Origin of the sequence: Pedobacter cryoconitis (assembly GCF_014200595.1) — a bacterium.
Taxonomy (GTDB): Bacteria; Bacteroidota; Bacteroidia; order Sphingobacteriales; family Sphingobacteriaceae; genus Pedobacter; species Pedobacter cryoconitis_C.
In genome coordinates, this window is record NZ_JACHCG010000001.1 from 14,701 (window position 1) to 32,739 (window position 18,039).

An 18,039-nucleotide genomic window follows, 5' to 3' on the forward strand; every position below is an offset into this window, starting at 1 on the left:
TAAGAAAAACAACATATTATGGCAACTTTAACCTTAAACACCGCCCCATCTATCAGTCTATGGTCTAAATATTTAAACTTTGCTGATAGTCAGAAACCTAATCACTTAGGCTGGTTTTTAGTCTCTATCGTTTTACACGCTACGATCCTTGTTCCACTAACTTTTGTACTGGTTTATTCTTTAGGTGGCTATGTGATTCCATGTTTAGCAGTGAGTATGCTGATCTTCTTTGCGAACATCGTGGCAAATATGAGCAGTGCAAGCACCAGGGTAACCATAGGTGTATTTTACCTGAGCCTGTTGATCCATGCAGCGATCCTCTTAATTACGGTTGCCGGTCTCTAGCTTTAAATAATCTCTTAATAGATTTTCTATATTTGTAAAAATCGATTATGGAAAAAGCAAGGTTATTAGAGGCGATTATTGAGACAGCCATTGATGGGATTATTACCATTGATGAAAGAGGGAAAATAGAAAGCCTTAACCCTGCGGCACTCCGGCTTTTTGGGTATACCATTGAAGAAGTAATCGGACAAAATATCTCTAAACTCATGCCTGAACCAGATAAAGGCAGGCATGATGGCTATCTGGCCAATTACCATGATACCGGTGAAAAACATATCATTGGTAAAGGGAGAGAAGTTAAAGGATTGCGGAAAGATGGTACTACCTTTCCTTTCAGACTTGCAGTGAGTGAAGTGCAATATGAAAACCGTAAAATATATACCGGGTTCATCCATGATCTTTCCAAAGAAAAAGAAGCGGAAGAACGGTTACAGGAATATGCTGCTGAACTGGAGAACCTGGTAGAGGAACGGACTAAATCATTGAAAAAAACAGTAACTGCTTTAAGAGAAGCAAAAGAAGAGGTCAGCTTGTCGCTTGAAAAAGAAAAAGAGCTGAACCAGATGAAAAGCAGGTTTGTCTCTATGGCATCCCACGAATTCCGTACCCCGCTAAGTTCGGTGCAGCTTTCTGCTTCTCTCATTGAAAAATACGCACAGCCCTTCCAGAATGTAAATATTGAGAAACACGTACATAAAATAAAGAATGCGGTCGGTAACCTGACCACAATCCTCAACGATTTCCTGTCTCTGGAAAGACTGGAAGCCGGCAGGGTAGAACCTGCATTTCAACCCTTTGATCTGGTTAAGTTATCAGAAGAAATTACCGAAGAAATGCAGATGATCGCCAAGCAGGATCAGAATATTATTTATCAGCATACGGGACTTGAAAGTATGGTCTTACTCGACCAGAACCTGTTGAAAAACTGCATGATCAACCTGATCAATAATGCAATCAAGTACTCCGGGGAAAATACTTTTATAGAGTTTAACACGGAGATCAATGAAAATCAGTGTCTGGTTACCCTTAAGGATAACGGTATTGGTATTCCCGATACCGATCAGAGACATTTATTCCAGCCATTTTTCAGAGCACACAACACAGGAAGTATTCCAGGTACGGGCTTAGGCCTTAATATTGTACTCCGGTATGTGGGTTTAATGAATGGTGAGGTACAATTTGAAAGTAAAATCAACGAAGGAACTAAATTCACCCTATCTTTCAACAAATAGGCAGAATTCAAGCAGGATGGAAAATACAAAACAAAAGATATTAATTATTGAAGACAATGATGATATCAGAGAAAGCACAGCGGAAATACTAGAACTGGCCGATTACGAGGTTTTCCAGGCAGACAACGGTAAAACAGGAGTGGAAATGGCACATAGTCATTTGCCAGACCTGATTCTTTGCGATATTATGATGCCAGAACTGGACGGTTACGGTGTACTTTATCTCTTAAATAAAAGCCCGGAAACAGCCGCTACCCCTTTTATTTTCTTAACTGCAAAAGCCGAAAGAATGGACATGCGTAAAGGAATGGAAATGGGCGCAGATGATTACCTGGTGAAACCTTTTGACGATGTTGAATTGCTGAATGCGATAGAAAGCAGGTTTAGCAAAAGAGAAAAACAAGAACTTTATTATAGCAAATCAATTGATAAACTAAATACACTGGTTTCCGCTAGTCAGGGCGTGAAAGAACTTGACAAACTGATGCAGGACCGTAAAGTCCGCACCATTAAAAAGAAGCAGATCATTTATTACGAAGGAGACAATGTTTCGGGGATCTACCTGGTTTTAAGTGGAAAGGTGAAAACCATAAAACTTACCGAAGATGGAAGAGAACTTTTAACAGGAATGTATGGTGCTGATGAATACTTCGGTATCCCAGCTTTACTCTTGAACGAACCTTATGCCGAAACTGCTGAAGCTTTGGAAGATACAACGGTCTGCCAGCTTCCAAAAGAGATGCTTGAAGAATTACTGAACCGCTATCCTGATGTGGGCAGACAGTTTATTCACATCCTTTCCAATAACCTGCTGGATAAAGAAGAACAATTGCTGCAATTGGCCTATCACTCCGTTCGTAAAAGAATGTCAGAGGTCTTATTGCGCCTTTGTAAACTCGAAAAACAGGAAGGGCAGATTAACCTTAAGATCTCCAGAGATAATCTTGCAGCAATGGCAGGAATGGCTACCGAAACCGTCAGCCGTATTCTGAGTGATTTCAAAGATGAAGGTATTATAGAAAGAAAAGGAAGTCAGATCGGAATCCTCGATCAGACGAAACTTCAGCAGATGAAAAACTGATCCAGATCATATTTATGGCTGACTAGTCTCATTCTCTCTGACGTGTTTTCGGGTTAATTTTGCTCATTAACAAATCGATCCGAATGAGAGTAGTAGCCTATAGTATAAAATCTTTTGAAAAAGAGCCACTGGCAATAGCCAACCACAAGAAACATGATATTACATTAATATCGAATTCGCTAAGCCCGGATACGGTGAGCTATGCGGCAGGAAAAGAAGCTGTTATTGTCTTTACAGATGATGTAGTTTCTGAAGCTGTAATCAATAGCCTGGCTGATCTGGGCGTGAAGTATATCGCAACCCGGTCGACTTCTACCCAGCACATCGATCAGGAGACAGCAGCGCTGCGCAATATTAAAATCGCGAATGTTCCGGCAGTTTCTTTAATGGGAGATACTACTGATGAGTTATCCCTTGCTTTAGCCAGAGAAACGATCTTAAACCTTGATAAATGGCAGCAGAACCGTTGTTTAGGCTCTGCTTGTGTTTGTTCAAAAGCCTGTGATCAGGTTCACCCTAAAACACCTGATCATGAGCATTAAAACACTAATTGCGAAATACCACGTTGCCGCGCCCCGTTATACCAGTTACCCTACAGTTCCTTATTGGGATACAGCAGGATTTGACCAGGAAAAATGGGCCTGTGCAGTTCGCAAATCATTTACCCACAGCAATCAGCAGGACGGGATCAGTGTATATATCCATCTGCCTTTTTGTGAAAGTTTGTGTACCTATTGCGGATGTAATACCCGTATTACACGAAACCATAAAGTAGAACACCCATATATAGAAACCGTCTTAAAAGAATGGAAATTATATCAGAAATTATTTGATAGTAAACCTGTGATCCGGGAGTTACATTTAGGAGGGGGGACACCTACATTCTTTAGCCCTGAAAACCTGAAATTGCTGATTGATGGAATCCTTGATCAGGCAATTATTCATGACGATGCAGAATTCAGCTTTGAGGCGCATCCAGGTAATACTACGCAGGCACATTTAGATACGCTTTATCAATTGGGGTTTGGCCGTCTGAGCTTAGGTATTCAGGATTTCGATCCTAAAGTACAGCTTGCAATTAACAGAATACAGGGCGTCGAAGAGGTTGCTTTAGTTACGCAGCAAGCCAGGGATGCAGGTTATCATTCTATCAACTATGATCTGATTTACGGACTTCCGCTGCAAAATATCGAAGGATTGTCTGATACTATTTCTTCAGTACTGACCTTACGTCCGGACAGGATCGCATTTTACAGTTATGCACATGTGCCATGGGTGAAGCCCGGACAGCGCAGGTATACAGAAATGGATCTTCCTTCTGCTGCACTAAAGCAGGAGCTATATGAATTGGGACGCGAAATGCTGAAAGCAGGTGGTTATATAGAGATTGGAATGGATCACTTTACACTGGCCACCGATAGTTTATATAAAGCTGAAAAAGAAGGGAAATTACACCGCAATTTTATGGGATATACCCATCAATACAGTAAACTGATGATCGGATTAGGTGTTTCTTCTATCAGCGATAGCTGGACGGGTTTTGCGCAGAATGTGAAAAAAGTAGAGGATTATATCAGTTTAGTCAATGTGGGGGAAATACCTGTTTTTAAAGGGCATATCCTGGATCAGGAAGACCTGGTGATCAGAAGACATATTCTAAACCTGATGTGTAAAGGGGAGACCTCATGGGCCAAACCAGAGGAGCAAAGTACGGGCTTCAGTGAAGGTCTGGAAAGAATGGCTTTAATTACTGATGATGGTCTGGTGATGATCAGAGGCACCGAATTAAAAGTAACCGTATTAGGTAAAAGATTCTTAAGAAATATCTGTATGGCACTGGATTCAAGACTTTATGCCAATCAACCACAGACCCGGTTATTTAGTATGGCCGGGTAAGAATATCAATTCCGGATCAGTTACATATAGCAGTTCCGGCTCCGGCCGGGCTCAAATATGGGATATTCAATTCCATTCCCCGAAGGATAAACCAGATGCCCAGCATAACCATTAAATAGGGAATCATTTGATTCAGCTTTCTTCTGAAAATCGCAGAAGTAAAACCAGCACTTATCCCGGCGATAAACATCAGCGGGACTGTCCCCATTCCATACCAGAACATATACACAACAGCTGTATTCACGCCTCCGGTATTCAAGGCTCCGGTCAAAGCCAGGTAAACTAAACCACAAGGCAGAAAACCGTTCACGATCCCAATAATCAGGTGATTCGCTTTATGCTTTAATGCGTAACCAAATAACTGGTTAAAGGGTTGCAGCAACTTCCCATTCATCCTTCCGGCAGAGAAGTTAAATAGTCTTAAAGCTGCGGCAATCAAAATCAATATACCACTAAAAATACTGATATATTGCTGTGCCCCGGCCAGCCAGATTTGCCGGCCAATGAGGCCGGTCACAGCGCCTAAAATACAATAGGAGATTATTCTGCCACCCTGATAACTTAACTTATCCAGCACCAGGAACCCCCAGCCTTTTTTTAAGGTGGGGACTGCAAAAGCCAGTGGGCCGCACATCCCTAAACAATGCACACTGCCCATCAAACCTATCAGAAATGCTAGATACTGATCACTCATTTGATATTAATTTCCTGTTCGGCGAGATATTTTTTAGACTGGCTTTCCCATTCCACAATCAACCGCCACGATCCTTTCGGTAAATGTTGCGCAGGAATCAATACCTGTCTGTTTTGATCTGTTTCAAAATTCATTGCCCTGTCCAATCTTTTATCTGAGGTACGCATCAGGCGTAAATTCCCTTTAGCTTGTTCCTTAAAAACAAGGCTGATTGTTTCTTTGCTTACCACTATTTCTGGCTTTGCATGATCAATATTTACCTGTTCTTTCAGGTTATAGACTTTGTCGTAATTGATCCCTTTCTCATAATAATCATTGTCTACCAGTGCATCAGTTTTACTGTTAAACATAATAACAACCAGTACGATAATGAAACTCATGAAAGTGCCCATGCCGAGCAGTACTTTTATTCCCCAATTCATAATTTATTCGTTTGCAGGTGCAATAAATGTGGTCTTAAACTGTCCGGCAACTTTATGTTCAGACATCAGTTTAAAACTTATAGCTGTTTTATATTTCTGAATAGATTTTTGCGGAAGGATCACAAAAAAAGTAAGCTTGATTGTTTCCCCGGGTTTCACCATGTTCTCCTTCTGGATATACTGTAATTTAGCTTCCTTGTTATCGGGAACAATCTCAAATTTTATTGGACGGGTCGTTTTATTCATCAGCTCTGAATTGTACAGATTGCTGACGGTTTTATCTTTGTCCCGGAGCTGATATAGAGTTCCGCTTGCTCTGAGAATCGTTGTTTCCACATCACTGCGGCTGATCAGCAAATAAGCAAGCACCGCCATTAGCAGAAACAACACCCCAGCATAACCATAAATCCGTTTATTCAGGTGAAAAGGTTTGTTTGTTGCAATTTCATCTTCAGACTTAAACCCTATTAAACGCAGCGGACGGTCAATTTTCTCCATCACCATATCACAAGCATCAATACAAGCGGTACAGTTCACACATTCCATTTGAGTACCATTCCTGATATCTATTCCTGTAGGACAAACCTGTACACATAACTTACAATCGATGCAGTCTCCCTCTGGTTGTTCCACCTCTTTAACCCTTTTTCCACGAGGCTCACCACGTTGGTAATCATAGGCTACAATGATACTTTGATTGTCCAGCAATACCCCTTGTAAACGGCCATATGGACAAGCTACCGTACAAACCAGTTCCCTCATTCTTGAAAACACAAGGTAAAAAGCCATTGTAAATATGCAGATCGCAATAAATCCGGAGATATGCAGCGAGACTGGTTCCGTTATTATTTTCCACAATACTTCTGTGCTGATCAGATAGGAAAGAAAGATATTCGCGATCAGAAAAGAGATGGCCAGAAACACACCATGTTTAGTTGTTTTCTTCCAGAATTTATCAAAGTTCAACGGGCCTTCGTCCAGTTTCCTCTGTTTCAGATGATCACCCTCTATCCAGTTCTCAATTTTGCGGAAAACCATTTCCAGGAAGATAGTTTGTGGGCAGGCCCATCCGCAGAAGACCCTGCCAAAAACTACCGTAAACAACACCACACCTATTATAAATATCAGTAAAGCCAGTACAAAGAGATAAAAATCCTGTGGCCAGAAAATTATTCCAAAGAAGACAAACTTCCTTTCCAGTACATTCAGCAAGATCAGCTGTTCTCCATTTAACTTTAGAAACGGAGCAGAAAACAGCACGGCCAGAAAAAAGTAACTGACCGCAGCGCGGTACTGATAGACCTTTCCTTTGATAATTTTAGGATAGATCCACTTTCTCTTTTTCCCGTCATCGGTAATCGTACCGGGCTGATCTCTGAAATGTGCAGGACTTTGTGACATAGCTTATTCTTTGTTCCCTTGTGGGGCTTTCGCTCCCGCAGGTTTTGTTCCCTGGAGTGACAAAACGTAATTCGTTAAGTCGGATATCTGTTGCGCACTGAGTGATTTCTCCCAGGCAATCATTCCTTTTTCAGGAACACCATACTTGATCGTTTTGAAAACATCTTTTGCTTTTCCACCATGTAACCAATATTCATCAGTCAGGTTAGGGCCTACAATACCTTCTCCATGTTCTCCATGGCAAGGTGTACAGCGGTTGGCAAATAGAGAGGCACCATTTTTAATGATGGCTTCATCCTTACTTTGTTCCATATTGTTTTCATTAACTGCATTCTTCACATTTGCCGGATTAGCCAGGAAAGCAACTTTCGACTCTGCTGCCTGTTCTATTTCTGCGATATATTCTTCTTCTTGTGATTTACCGAAACCCAGTACATCATAGGTCAGTAAATAACCGATTGCGAAAATGATCGTCCCATAAAACAAGATCATAAACCAGGCAGGCGTAGGGTTATTCAATTCTGCGATCCCGTCGAATTTATGTTCCATAACCAGGTTTTTCTCTTCTTCCATCGGTTTCAACTGCATCAGCTTAGTCCAGATAGAAGGTTTTTTATCCTTGATTACTTGTAATGCTTCCTGTTCCAGTCTTCTTTTTTCTTTCTCCTGCGGCGTAGCAAAAGGAGTTGGATTAATGGATTCCTTCACATAAAACTTAATCACTTTGAGCATTAATAAGGTTACGCAAAGGATCATAATCGCAGTAATCAGCATTAAACCGATCACAATGTCAGCCGATGTACTTCCAGTAGACCAGTTGCTGTTAATTACCTCTTTCATCCTGATCGTCTTTTATAGGGAGTTCGCTCATATATTTTATATCGTCTTTTTTCATGGTCAGCAATAAGATGCCGACCAGTAAGAAAAATAGCATGAAGATGCCGAGTGAGCTGAGCAGATACCCTTGGTTTCCATCAACCTTATCTAAAAATTGCTTAAACATGTTTTGCTTTATTTGGCTTTAATATCAGTTCCAAGGCGTTGCAGATAAGCGATGATCGCGATGATCTCTTTATCACTTTTCACCTTAATATTGTTCTGTTGTAAATCCGCAGCTATTGCTTTGGCTTGTTTATCTAAATCTGAATTGGCCTGATGCTCATAACCTTTTTCATAAGGGACACCTAAAGTGCGCATCGCATTGATTTTTACGCGGGTTGTAGTGGTATCGAGCTGCTGTTCTGCCAGCCATTCGTATGGAGGCATAATACTGCCCGGAGACATAGTTTGCGGATCATACAAGTGATTGTAATGCCATGCGTTACCATATTTTCCACCCTCACGTTGCAGATCCGGCCCTGTACGTTTTGAACCCCATAGAAACGGATGGTCATAAACGAATTCTCCGGCTTTACTGTATTCTCCGTAGCGTTCAGTTTCAGAGCGGAACGGACGGATCATCTGAGAGTGACAGTTCACACAACCTTCTCTGATATAAACATCGCGTCCTTGTAATTCCAGTGGCGTATATGGTTTTACACTTGCTATGGTCGGGATGTTGGATTTAATCGTAAAAGTTGGCATCATCTCAATCATTCCGCCAATTAAAATCACAATCAAAGAAAGCACCATAAAGATCATTGGTTTGCGTTCCAGCATGCGGTGTAATTTCTTGTCATCGCCCTGCGCCACATAAACAGGAGGTAATGGCTGTGCTTCGGCAGCTTCATTCGCTACCAGCTTACCAGCTTTCATCGTTTTGATCAGGTTATAAGTCATCACGATCACACCTGTCAGATATAAGGCACCACCAATGGCCCTCATTACATACATTGGTATAATCTGGAGAACTGTTTCCAGGAAATTAGGATATTTCAACAAGCCTTCTGGTGTAAACTCTTTCCACATTAAACCCTGTGTAAATCCAGAGAAGTATAATGGGACAGCATAGAATATAATTCCCAGTGTACCGATCCAGAAGTGGAAAGAAGCTAGCTTTACCGAGTATAAAGTTGTATTGTAAATTCTTGGGATCAGCCAGTATAAAATAGCGAAGGTTAAGAATCCATTCCAGCCTAAAGCACCAACGTGAACGTGTGCAACTATCCAGTCGGTATAGTGAGCAATTGCATTAATCTGTTTAAAGGCTAACAAAGGCCCTTCAAATGTTGCCATACCGTAGGCTGTTAAACCTACAACCATGAATTTAAGTTTTGGATCTTCTCTTACTTTGTCCCACGCACCACGTAAAGTCAGCAGTCCGTTAATCATACCACCCCAGCTTGGAGCGATCAGCATCACTGAAAAAGCAACCCCTAAAGATTGTGCCCACGAAGGCAGGGAAGTATATAATAGATGGTGAGGGCCTGCCCAGATGTAGATGAAAATAAGTGACCAGAAATGCAGGATACTTAATTTATAAGAATAAACAGGGCGGTTTGCCATTTTAGGCAAAAAGTAATACATCATACCCAGGTAAGGAGTAGTCAGGAAGAATGCCACCGCATTATGTCCGTACCACCATTGTACCAGCGCATCTTGTACACCTGCGTAAACATAATAACTTTTAAAAGCAGAGACTGGTAACTGGATAGAGTTAACGATATGGAGTACAGCTACTGTAACAAAGGTTGCGATATAGAACCAGATCGCCACATACATGTGTTTCTCCCGTCTTTTAATAATCGTACCAAACATGTTATAACCGAATACTACCCAGATGATGGTAATGGCAATATCAATCGGCCATTCCATTTCTGCGTATTCATGCGAACTGGTTAATCCTAAAGGAAGGGTTATTACAGTCGCAATGATGATCAGCTGCCAGCCCCAGAAATGTATTTTGCTGAGTATATCGCTGTACATCCTGGCTTTAAGGAGTCGTTGCAGGGAATAATAAACGCCCATGAAAATCGCATTACCTACAAATGCAAAAATTACCGCATTGGTATGTAATGGCCTGATCCGGCCGAAAGTTGTGTATTGGGAACCCATGTTCATGGCAGGCTTGAACAGCTGCATGGCAATCAGAAGTCCAATCGTCATTCCCACTATGCCCCAGATGATGGTGGCTAATGCGAAGTTTCTGACGATCTTGTTGTCGTAGTGGAATTTTTCAGTCATGAGAAAAACTTGTAGTTGTTTATGGGGGTAAAATTAGCTGCTGGCGTTATCCCGGGGAGTGACAGGAGTTATCTTGTGGAATGATCTTCATCACTTTTTTCTTCGTTTCCGGTTTCCTGGGGTTCTTCTTCTTCAAAAAGCACTCTTACGCCAGGTGTAAAAAGATCATCGTGCTGACCGGATTTACTGGCCCAGAAAAAGGCGAGCAGAAATAGCAATGCCAGCAGGATACTGAAGCCAATCAGCATAAAGATCATGTTCATAATAATTTGTTTTTACGGGCGTAAAACCGGGCAGTTAAACTGGTGAACAGAATAATGGTGATTGTACTCATCGGCATAAGTATCGCGGCCATCAAAGGAGAGAGCAGGCCTTGTACGGCAAAGAATAAACCCACCACATTATAAAGCAGAGAAATAGCAAAACTCATATGGATGACCTTTACTGCATCTTTTGCCTGTTTGATGAACTGTGGGATTTTTTGAAAAGCAGCGCCATCCAGTATGGCATCGCAGCCTGGTGAAAAATTATTAATATCGTCTGTGACTGCTACGCCTAAATTACTTTGTTTTAAGGCTCCGGCATCATTTAAACCATCACCTAGCATCATTACTTTAGCGTTGTTTTGTTGCAGCTGAAGAATATAATCCAGCTTTTGCTGCGGGCTTTGCCGGAAATGTAATTGTTGTACTCTTGGAAAAAATGGGGTTAGTGAGTTCCGGTCGTGATCCTGATCTCCTGATAATAAGTGGAGGTCAGCAGTCTGGCTTAATTTTAAAGCTAAAGGTTTAAATCCTGCTCTCCATTGCTGGGCAGAGCGGAAATAGCCGCAATAATGTTTTTCAATCAGGATATGTACCACACTGCCCTGATCCTCTGCTTTGAGACCCAGGTAGGCAGCACTGCCTAGTTTGACCTCATGGCCATCTACACAGCCGCTAATGCCGCGGCCTACTTTTTCCATATAATGTTCTACTTGAAATAGTGGAGTTTCTGCTAGCCATTTTACGAGTTCACGGCTTAAGGGATGTCCTGAATTTCTGGCCAGATCAAAGACCAACTGACGCTCGTACGGATCAAGTTTTCCATTAAACTCAAAACCTTTAGCTTCCGGGTTGGTAATCGTTCCTGTTTTATCAAACACGATCGTATCTACGCGGGCAAGTTCTTCTATGACCGATGTGTTTTTTAAATAGAACTTATTTTTATCAAAAATGCTGAGTACCGCGGCCAAAGTAAAAGGGGAGCTTAATGCCAATGCACAGGGACAGGCAATAATCAGTACTGCTGTAAATGCGGCTACAGCCTTGTTGATGTCTGTATTTACCCAATACAGACCTGCTGAAAGGGCTATAGCTACCAGAACAATACTAAAATGCCTGCTGGCGGTATCACTGAAAGTTTTGATCGGATCTCTTTCTCCCGAAAAGGCCTCATTGTTCCATAATTTGGTCAGGTAACTTTGAGAAACGGGTTTAACTACTTCTAGTTCAATTGCGCCATGAAGTTGTCTTCCTCCTGCATAAACGATCTCTCCTAAAACTTTTTCTACCGGAATAGATTCTCCGGTTACAAAACTGAAATCAAGTTTGGCTTCTCCTTTTAATAGAATGGCATCAGCGGGAATAATTTCGTTGCTGCGGATCAGAATGCGGTCACCGGTTTTCAATTCATTTAAAGGAAGGGGCTTTTCTTTGCCATCTTTTAATTGTGTCACGGCAACGGGAAAATAAGAACGGAAATCGCGTTCAAAAGAAAGATAGTGATAGGTGCGTTTCTGCATCCATTTACCAATCAGCAGAAAAAATACGAGTGAGCATAAGGTATCTACAAAGCCGGCGCCTGTTTGGGTAATAATTTCATAAGCAGAGCGGATAAACATGACTGCTATACCCAGCGCGAGTGGGAAATCGAGGTTCAGAATGCCGTTTCTAAGGTTTGTCCAGGCAGATATGAAATAATCTCTGGCACTATAAAGCAGTACTGGAATGGCAAAGGCAAGATTGATCCAGCCGAAGAAGTTTTTGAAATCTTGTTCCAGGCTGTTTAAACCAAAATAGTCTGGAAAGCTTAACAACATTACATTGCCAAAACAGAATCCTGCTACTGCGATTTTGGTAAAAAGATTACGTTCGGAATGATCGGTTTGCTGTTTTTTGATCATATCCTGTAAGCTAATCAGGGGTTCATAGCCAATTGCGCTTAAGTTTTCTACAACTTCACGGAGTGAAATTTCCTGATTTCTGAAAGTAATACTGACTTGCTTTTTTAGAAAATCTACGCGGGATTGTGCAATAGCAGGATTGATTTTATGTAGATGTTCGAGCAGCCAGATGCAGGAACTGCAATGGATCACCGGAATAAAAAGTGTAATTACGGTAACTTTTGCATCGGTATAATCTACCAGTTCAGCAGCAATTCCGGGTTCATCGAGATAGTCAAAATGTAAGGTTTTCTGCTTCTGAGAGCTTCCAGGTACGTCATTATAGAGATAATAGCTGGAAAGGTTATGGTTGGAAAGAATTTGATAAACGCCTTTACAGCCCAGGCAGCAAAATTGTTTATCGTCTGCTGGGTAGGGCTTTTCTGGAAGTTGATCACCACAGTGAAAGCAATGTGTTTCCACGGTTAAGCTATTTGTTTCTTTCATGCTGAAAATTCTTTCCTCCAAAAATGAGGTCATAATCTCAATTGTAAAATGATTGCAGAAACCTTAAAAAGTGACGCATGTCACTTTTATTTCCATAACTTTATATTTTATTTCGTGAAATTAAAAACTATTGCCCACCTCAGACTCTTATTACAGGGGAGTCTGTCATTTGCAGCAGAATATATTCCGAAATGAGCAAATGATAGCTTCATCACAACCGAGAAACAATTTTATTATTGATGAAAAAAGATAAAATGCAGTTATGGTCACAACTTATGGGAAGTCCTGATACCCATACGCTGGAAGCAATCATATTTCATACTGCCTGCATTTTTACTGGCTTGCTTTTTATTTGCAGCATCATTTTTAATTATCTGATAGGTTTATATACTTTATCAATCTTGCTGGTACCGGCTGTGTTTGCTGTTGGTTTTGTTTACTATTTATCAAAGTTCAGGTACAAGCTCAATCTTGCAGTCATTATCTTTTGTGTACTGGGTAATTTGCTGTTTATTGCTTTTTTCCTGAAAAACTCTGGGATCAATGGCCCGGGGTTAATAATTTACTTGCTTTTTTTCTTTTTGGTCATCAGTATTGTGCCTAAGAACCAGCGTTTTGCATGGATGGCTGTGAATATCATGGTGGCGGTTAGTCTTATTTTTTTTCAATATCGTTATCCGGAGTGGGTGCCTGTTAATTATGAGGATAACCGGAGCAGACATATGGATTTTGGTTATGTCTATTTTTTCACTTTAATTATCATTTATTTCATTCTGACGAGTATTATCACGAGTTATAACCGGGAGAGGTTACTGGCAGAAAAAAGGGCTGAGCAGCTGGAAATTGCTAATCAGTCGAAGAATAAGTTGTTTTCTATCCTGGCGCACGATCTCAGGTCACCGCTAAATTCTATCCAGAGTTTCCTGGAGATTTCTATGGAGGTTGAGATTGAGGAGGAGGAGAAACGAAGTATAAATTCGAGTTTGCTGAAAGAAACGAAATATACGGGGCAGATGTTGATTAATTTACTTTCGTGGAGTAAAACACAGATGGAGGGGGCGAGTGTGAAATTGCTTGTACTTAATTTGGAGTGGGCGCTGGAAACGACATTACTTTTACAGACGAGTTTGGCAGAGGAGAAGGGGCTGATTCTGAATAATAAGCTGCTGCCGAATTTATATGTGATTGCGGATAGTGATATGCTGGAGCTGATTGTGCGCAATTTGCTGAATAATGCAATTAAATTTACGCCGCCGGGTGGACAAATTACGATTTCTTCTGAGGTGCATGGTAAGGAGTGCTGGATTAAGATACAGGATACTGGAATCGGAATTGATAAGGTTGATTTTGGTCATATCTTTTCGCTGAATTCTCAGAGTACTTATGGAACGAATCAGGAGAAGGGTGTAGGTTTGGGTTTGGTTTTGTGTAAGGAGTTTATTGAGTTACAGGAGGGGAGAATCTGGGTGGAGAGTACGTTGAATGTTGGGACTACTTTTTTTATAAGTCTCCAGATTTCTTCGCAGAATGATTTGTTTGCTTTGCATTTGAATTGAAAGTTTAATTAGTCACCTTTGCACGGTCAAAAAAATTATAATATATGGAAGATCATTATGAGCTGTCCCGTTTCGGAAAAGGGTTTAAGGAAAGAGTTGAAAATGCGCTGGCCTGCCTGAAAAAGGGTAAAGGGGTATTGGTTGTGGATGATGAGAGCAGAGAGAATGAGGGTGATCTGATTTTTCCTGCGGAGTCTATGACGGTGTCGGATATGGCTTTAATGATCAGGGAGTGCAGTGGTATTATTTGTCTTTGTTTGAAGCCTGATCAGGTTGATGCTTTGGAGTTGCAGCCTATGGTACAGGTGAATACGAGTAAGTATCATACGCCGTTTACGGTTTCTATTGAGGCTAAGGAGGGGGTAACTACCGGGGTTTCTGCGGCGGATCGTTTACAGACGATCAGAACGGCTATTGCTGATCAGGCTAAGCCTGGGGATCTTTCCAGACCTGGCCATGTTTTTCCTTTAAGGGCTAATGAGGATGGGGTTTTCGGCAGACGTGGTCATACTGAAGGGAGCATTGATTTAGTGGTTCTGGCTGGGTTCAGACCTGTGGCTGTGCTTTGTGAGCTGACTAATGAGGATGGTACGATGGCAAGGCTGGCTGAGATTTCTGTTTTTGCGGATAAGTATGAGTCTACTGTAGTTTCTATCGAAGATATTTTTCAATATCGTTTATCGCTGTCGAAGTAATTTTCTGCGCGTTCTTCGAATGTAAAAAAAGGGGTATGCTATGTTCGGCGACATTGCCTTCGCCGAAGAGGCTCGGAATGAATGCCTTCACATTAGCACACTCCTTTTTTTACAGTTTCTCCTGTTGCTGGATGCATAGCTGGAGAGGGTGCATAACCTTGGTGGATAACTTTTTCATAGCTGGGTTCATAACCTGGTGGATAGCTTTTTCATAGCTGAATTCATAACCTGGTGGATAGTTTTTTACATCCGCAATTACTAGACTACTTTCATGAATTCTTCGACAAATAACATCGCTGATTTTTTACGGTATACTCCTTTTTGCCAGAGGATGAAAGCTTGTTTGTAAAGCTTTTTGTCTGAGATAGGTACGGCAGCAATATTTTCCCAGGTGCTTATTGCCTTTTCGTTAATGATGGTTGCCCAGTTCCCGGATTCAACCATGGAGAGCAAGGAATGTACATCGTTCATTTCGATTCTTGTATTGGGGATGATATTATTTTTTCTAAAGATTTCATCGAACAAATCACGCGAGCTAAAGCCTTTGCTTGGGAGAATTAAGTCTAGTTTTCCAAGTTCTTTCAAGGAGATTTTAGGAAGTTTGGCCAAAGGGTTTTCTTTGGAAATAGCCATAATGATTTTGGAAGAGAATACCGGTTGCATCTCAAAGCCACTACTGTCCCGCTGTTCATGGAAGGCCAGAATGATATCCAGGTCAGCCATTTTTAGTTTATTTTCCAGTTCACCCGCTGTTCCGTATTCAATATGGATCATGATACCGGGGTATTTTTCGGAGAACGGGGTTAAGGCTGGTAATAGCAGGGAACTGAAGGCATAGGTTACCCCGATTTTCAGTTCTCCGTTCACCATATTGGCGAGCTCAAAGATGGCTTGCCGGGATTTCTTAATGTCCAGCATGATTTGATGGGCGTGCGTCAGAAATACATTACCGGCTTCTGTTAACTTTACTTGTTTACCCATCCGGTCGAACAGCAACATACCTAAGTCTTCCTCGAGTTGTTTGATTTGCTGGGACAAAGTAGATTGGGTAACGAAGCAGGCTGCCGCGGCATCTGTAAAGTGCAGGAGTTCTGCGGCTTTAATGAAGTAGTTGAGTTGTCTGATTTCCATAATCGATCGTTAAAACTAATCAATATCATTAAAACTATCAATTTTATAAATAGATAGTTTATGCCGAAATTTGTAATAGCCTTTCTGAGGAAGCTGCTAATGAGAAAATTAAACACAACGTTTGCAGACAGGCTCTTCAAAATAGTAAAATAATATCATGAATGTTTTTCGGTCATTAAAATCACGTAATTTCAAACTCTTCTTTTATGGACAATCAATTTCCCTTGTAGGCACATGGATGCAAAAGACGGCGGTCAGCTGGCTGGTTTATCAGCTTACAGGATCGGCAGTTTTATTAGGGGTAGTTGGTTTTGTAAGTTTAATTCCTTCGTTGATTTTATCACCTTATGCAGGTAGTCTGGTAGACAGACATAACCGGTATCGTATTCTGGTGATTACACAGGTAGTCTCCATGATCCAGGCAGGAGCACTGGCAGCAATTATCTATTTTGGATATAATAATATTCTCTTTATTATCGGATTGAGCCTGGTACAGGGGATTGTCAATGCTTTTGATGTAACCTGTAGACAGTCACTCATGGTAGAGATGGTGAATGATAAAAATGATTTACCTAATGCGATTGCATTGAACTCTTCTATGGCCAATTTTGCACGTATTGCAGGCCCCGCAGTTGCAGGGATCATCCTGAGTACTTTTGGTACAGATATTTGTTTTCTGGGTAACTTCTTAAGCTATATTCCGGTACTGATCTGTTTATTCATGATGCGTTTACCAGTGCAGATTATTACTAAATCAACTAAAAGCATTTGGGTTGAACTGGAAGAAGGTTTCAGGTATGTAGCGGGAGATAAAGAATTGAGCAGCATGATCATGATGATCGGGGTCAGCAGTCTTTTTGTAATCCCTTTCAATACGCTGATGCCGATTTTTGCTAAAGATATTTTTAATGGAGATGCCAAAACCTTCAGCTGGTTTGAAAGTGCAGCAGGATTAGGTTCTATTATCAGTGCGATTTATCTGGCCAATTTAAAAGATAGCAGCACCATGATTAAACTAACAACTATTGCTGGGGCTGTAATGGGAGGTAGTTTATTATTCCTTGCTTATGCACCGCAATTGCCTATCGCATTATTGTTTATGGGATTGTCGGGAGTGGGTATGATGGCGCAATCCTCAGCTATTAATACTTACATTCAAACACATGCGGTTCCCGAAATGCGCGGACGTGCAATCAGTTATTATGTGATGGCTTATCAAGGATTGATTCCAGTTGGTAGTTTGCTGATTGGCTGGGTTGCTCATTTGATTGGCCCAAGACCAGCGGTATTAATCGAAGGATTAATAGGAATAACTGCTACGGGTATCTTTGCCTATTACAAAAGCAGACAGGCAGCAGTTAAAACTATATAAGTAAACAAAAAGCGGGTATCAACGATACCCGCTTTTTGTTTTAAATACTCAATCCCCCGAAGGTACTGAACAGGATAATTGATAGTACAATCAGCGTGATTAATACATACAACTTATCTTTTTCTAGTCCGAAGGCAACCAGTGAAAATACAATTCTTATAATCGGGGTCGCAATCAGAATAACTACACCTAGCTGGATGATTTCTTTTGCACTTCCTTGCCCTAATCCGTTAATGATTCCCGTCAGGCTGGTATAACCTTCGCCTTCTCCATGGAATGTGCTGTAGTCAGGAAGACCCGATCCTTGTTGGAACAAGTACCAGATTCCTCCGATAATGGCAACAACTCCTGAAATTAATACACCGTATCTTAAAACCTGACCGATCAGCTGCTGCATATCGTAGTCGGTTACTCTTTTAGTTTCTTTATTGTTAGTCATGT

General features: G+C 41.2%; 18 protein-coding genes. 8 read left to right on the forward strand and 10 right to left on the reverse strand.

What is annotated here, in order from left to right; genetic code table 11:
• Positions 1 to 18 precede the first annotated feature (18 nt).
• From HDE70_RS00025 to hemN, 5 genes are all read left to right on the forward strand, one after another.
• Entirely contained in the window at positions 19 to 345 is a 327-nt protein-coding gene (locus tag HDE70_RS00025; protein ID WP_068402742.1) for a hypothetical protein, read from the forward strand.
• A gap of 47 nt (positions 346 to 392) precedes the next feature.
• On the forward strand, positions 393 to 1,577 hold the full coding sequence (locus HDE70_RS00030) for a PAS domain-containing sensor histidine kinase (RefSeq protein ID WP_183867367.1): 1,185 nt from the start codon (positions 393 to 395) through the stop codon (positions 1,575 to 1,577).
• Between the two features lie 16 nt (positions 1,578 to 1,593).
• Positions 1,594 to 2,658 (forward strand): response regulator, encoded by a 1,065-nt coding sequence (locus HDE70_RS00035; protein ID WP_183887290.1) that lies wholly within the window; start codon positions 1,594 to 1,596, stop codon positions 2,656 to 2,658.
• Positions 2,659 to 2,741: 83 nt separating this feature from the next.
• Positions 2,742 to 3,200 carry a lactate dehydrogenase gene (locus tag HDE70_RS00040; RefSeq protein WP_183867369.1) on the forward strand — a complete coding sequence of 153 codons (459 nt, stop codon included), beginning with the start codon at positions 2,742 to 2,744 and terminating at the stop codon, positions 3,198 to 3,200.
• A complete protein-coding gene (gene hemN, locus HDE70_RS00045) occupies positions 3,190 to 4,554 on the forward strand; it encodes an oxygen-independent coproporphyrinogen III oxidase (RefSeq protein WP_183887291.1) in 1,365 nt (454 codons plus the stop codon). Before HDE70_RS00040 ends, hemN begins: the two co-directional genes overlap by 11 nt.
• Positions 4,555 to 4,570: 16 nt before the next feature.
• On the opposite strand, the gene HDE70_RS00050 is transcribed toward hemN, so the two are convergent.
• The 8 genes from HDE70_RS00050 to HDE70_RS00085 form a co-directional block, all read right to left on the reverse strand.
• Entirely contained in the window at positions 4,571 to 5,248 is a 678-nt protein-coding gene (locus HDE70_RS00050; protein WP_183887292.1) for a sulfite exporter TauE/SafE family protein, read from the reverse strand.
• Positions 5,245 to 5,670: a FixH family protein gene (locus HDE70_RS00055; protein WP_111634312.1), complete on the reverse strand. Its 426-nt coding sequence runs from the start codon at positions 5,668 to 5,670 to the stop codon at positions 5,245 to 5,247. Before HDE70_RS00055 ends, HDE70_RS00050 begins: the two co-directional genes overlap by 4 nt.
• Before the next feature lie 3 nt (positions 5,671 to 5,673).
• Positions 5,674 to 7,071 carry a cytochrome c oxidase accessory protein CcoG gene (gene ccoG, locus HDE70_RS00060; protein ID WP_183887293.1) on the reverse strand — a complete coding sequence of 466 codons (1,398 nt, stop codon included), beginning with the start codon at positions 7,069 to 7,071 and terminating at the stop codon, positions 5,674 to 5,676.
• Positions 7,072 to 7,074: 3 nt separating this feature from the next.
• Complete coding sequence (locus HDE70_RS00065; RefSeq protein ID WP_183867374.1) at positions 7,075 to 7,911, reverse strand: cbb3-type cytochrome c oxidase N-terminal domain-containing protein; 837 nt, start codon at positions 7,909 to 7,911, stop codon at positions 7,075 to 7,077.
• On the reverse strand, positions 7,895 to 8,074 hold the full coding sequence (locus HDE70_RS00070) for a hypothetical protein (protein WP_183867375.1): 180 nt from the start codon (positions 8,072 to 8,074) through the stop codon (positions 7,895 to 7,897). Before HDE70_RS00070 ends, HDE70_RS00065 begins: the two co-directional genes overlap by 17 nt.
• 8 nt (positions 8,075 to 8,082) lie before the next feature.
• Positions 8,083 to 10,194 (reverse strand): cytochrome-c oxidase, cbb3-type subunit I, encoded by a 2,112-nt coding sequence (ccoN, locus tag HDE70_RS00075; protein WP_183887294.1) that lies wholly within the window; start codon positions 10,192 to 10,194, stop codon positions 8,083 to 8,085.
• Positions 10,195 to 10,262: 68 nt separating this feature from the next.
• Positions 10,263 to 10,457, reverse strand: coding sequence for a cbb3-type cytochrome oxidase assembly protein CcoS (gene ccoS, locus HDE70_RS00080; RefSeq protein ID WP_183867377.1), 195 nt, complete (start codon positions 10,455 to 10,457; stop codon positions 10,263 to 10,265).
• Positions 10,454 to 12,844, reverse strand: coding sequence for a heavy metal translocating P-type ATPase (locus tag HDE70_RS00085; protein WP_183867563.1), 2,391 nt, complete (start codon positions 12,842 to 12,844; stop codon positions 10,454 to 10,456). The genes ccoS and HDE70_RS00085 overlap by 4 nt, the downstream gene beginning before the upstream one ends.
• Positions 12,845 to 13,083: 239 nt before the next feature.
• Here HDE70_RS00085 and HDE70_RS00090 point away from each other — a divergent pair, with 239 nt between their 5' ends.
• Together HDE70_RS00090 and ribB are read left to right on the forward strand one after the other, a co-directional pair.
• Entirely contained in the window at positions 13,084 to 14,400 is a 1,317-nt protein-coding gene (locus tag HDE70_RS00090; RefSeq protein WP_183887296.1) for a sensor histidine kinase, read from the forward strand.
• 44 nt (positions 14,401 to 14,444) lie between these two features.
• Complete coding sequence (ribB, locus tag HDE70_RS00095; protein WP_183867379.1) at positions 14,445 to 15,095, forward strand: 3,4-dihydroxy-2-butanone-4-phosphate synthase; 651 nt, start codon at positions 14,445 to 14,447, stop codon at positions 15,093 to 15,095.
• A 258-nt stretch (positions 15,096 to 15,353) separates the two neighbouring features.
• Here ribB and HDE70_RS00100 read toward each other — a convergent pair whose 3' ends face one another.
• The gene (locus HDE70_RS00100) at positions 15,354 to 16,226 is read right to left on the reverse strand and encodes a LysR substrate-binding domain-containing protein (protein ID WP_183867380.1); all 873 of its coding nucleotides are present in this window, start codon (positions 16,224 to 16,226) and stop codon (positions 15,354 to 15,356) included.
• 157 nt (positions 16,227 to 16,383) lie between these two features.
• On the opposite strand from HDE70_RS00100, the gene HDE70_RS00105 reads away from it, so the two are divergent.
• Positions 16,384 to 17,598, forward strand: a complete 1,215-nt coding sequence (locus HDE70_RS00105) for an MFS transporter (protein ID WP_183887298.1) — start codon at positions 16,384 to 16,386, stop codon at positions 17,596 to 17,598.
• A 40-nt stretch (positions 17,599 to 17,638) separates the two neighbouring features.
• On the opposite strand, the gene HDE70_RS00110 is transcribed toward HDE70_RS00105, so the two are convergent.
• Positions 17,639 to 18,037, reverse strand: a complete 399-nt coding sequence (locus tag HDE70_RS00110) for a DUF1634 domain-containing protein (RefSeq protein ID WP_183887300.1) — start codon at positions 18,035 to 18,037, stop codon at positions 17,639 to 17,641.
• Positions 18,038 to 18,039: the final 2 nt, after the last annotated feature.

Coding starts and splice junctions, on each gene's coding strand:
- HDE70_RS00025 (WP_068402742.1), top strand. CDS start 19: ATGGCAACTTTAACCTTAAACACCGCCCCATCTATCAGTCTATGGTCT.
- HDE70_RS00030 (WP_183867367.1), top strand. CDS start 393: ATGGAAAAAGCAAGGTTATTAGAGGCGATTATTGAGACAGCCATTGAT.
- HDE70_RS00035 (WP_183887290.1), top strand. CDS start 1,594: ATGGAAAATACAAAACAAAAGATATTAATTATTGAAGACAATGATGAT.
- HDE70_RS00040 (WP_183867369.1), top strand. CDS start 2,742: ATGAGAGTAGTAGCCTATAGTATAAAATCTTTTGAAAAAGAGCCACTG.
- hemN (WP_183887291.1), top strand. CDS start 3,190: ATGAGCATTAAAACACTAATTGCGAAATACCACGTTGCCGCGCCCCGT.
- HDE70_RS00050 (WP_183887292.1), bottom strand. CDS start 5,248: ATGAGTGATCAGTATCTAGCATTTCTGATAGGTTTGATGGGCAGTGTG.
- HDE70_RS00055 (WP_111634312.1), bottom strand. CDS start 5,670: ATGAATTGGGGAATAAAAGTACTGCTCGGCATGGGCACTTTCATGAGT.
- ccoG (WP_183887293.1), bottom strand. CDS start 7,071: ATGTCACAAAGTCCTGCACATTTCAGAGATCAGCCCGGTACGATTACC.
- HDE70_RS00065 (WP_183867374.1), bottom strand. CDS start 7,911: ATGAAAGAGGTAATTAACAGCAACTGGTCTACTGGAAGTACATCGGCT.
- HDE70_RS00070 (WP_183867375.1), bottom strand. CDS start 8,074: ATGTTTAAGCAATTTTTAGATAAGGTTGATGGAAACCAAGGGTATCTG.
- ccoN (WP_183887294.1), bottom strand. CDS start 10,194: ATGACTGAAAAATTCCACTACGACAACAAGATCGTCAGAAACTTCGCA.
- ccoS (WP_183867377.1), bottom strand. CDS start 10,457: ATGAACATGATCTTTATGCTGATTGGCTTCAGTATCCTGCTGGCATTG.
- HDE70_RS00085 (WP_183867563.1), bottom strand. CDS start 12,844: ATGAAAGAAACAAATAGCTTAACCGTGGAAACACATTGCTTTCACTGT.
- HDE70_RS00090 (WP_183887296.1), top strand. CDS start 13,084: ATGAAAAAAGATAAAATGCAGTTATGGTCACAACTTATGGGAAGTCCT.
- ribB (WP_183867379.1), top strand. CDS start 14,445: ATGGAAGATCATTATGAGCTGTCCCGTTTCGGAAAAGGGTTTAAGGAA.
- HDE70_RS00100 (WP_183867380.1), bottom strand. CDS start 16,226: ATGGAAATCAGACAACTCAACTACTTCATTAAAGCCGCAGAACTCCTG.
- HDE70_RS00105 (WP_183887298.1), top strand. CDS start 16,384: ATGAATGTTTTTCGGTCATTAAAATCACGTAATTTCAAACTCTTCTTT.
- HDE70_RS00110 (WP_183887300.1), bottom strand. CDS start 18,037: ATGACTAACAATAAAGAAACTAAAAGAGTAACCGACTACGATATGCAG.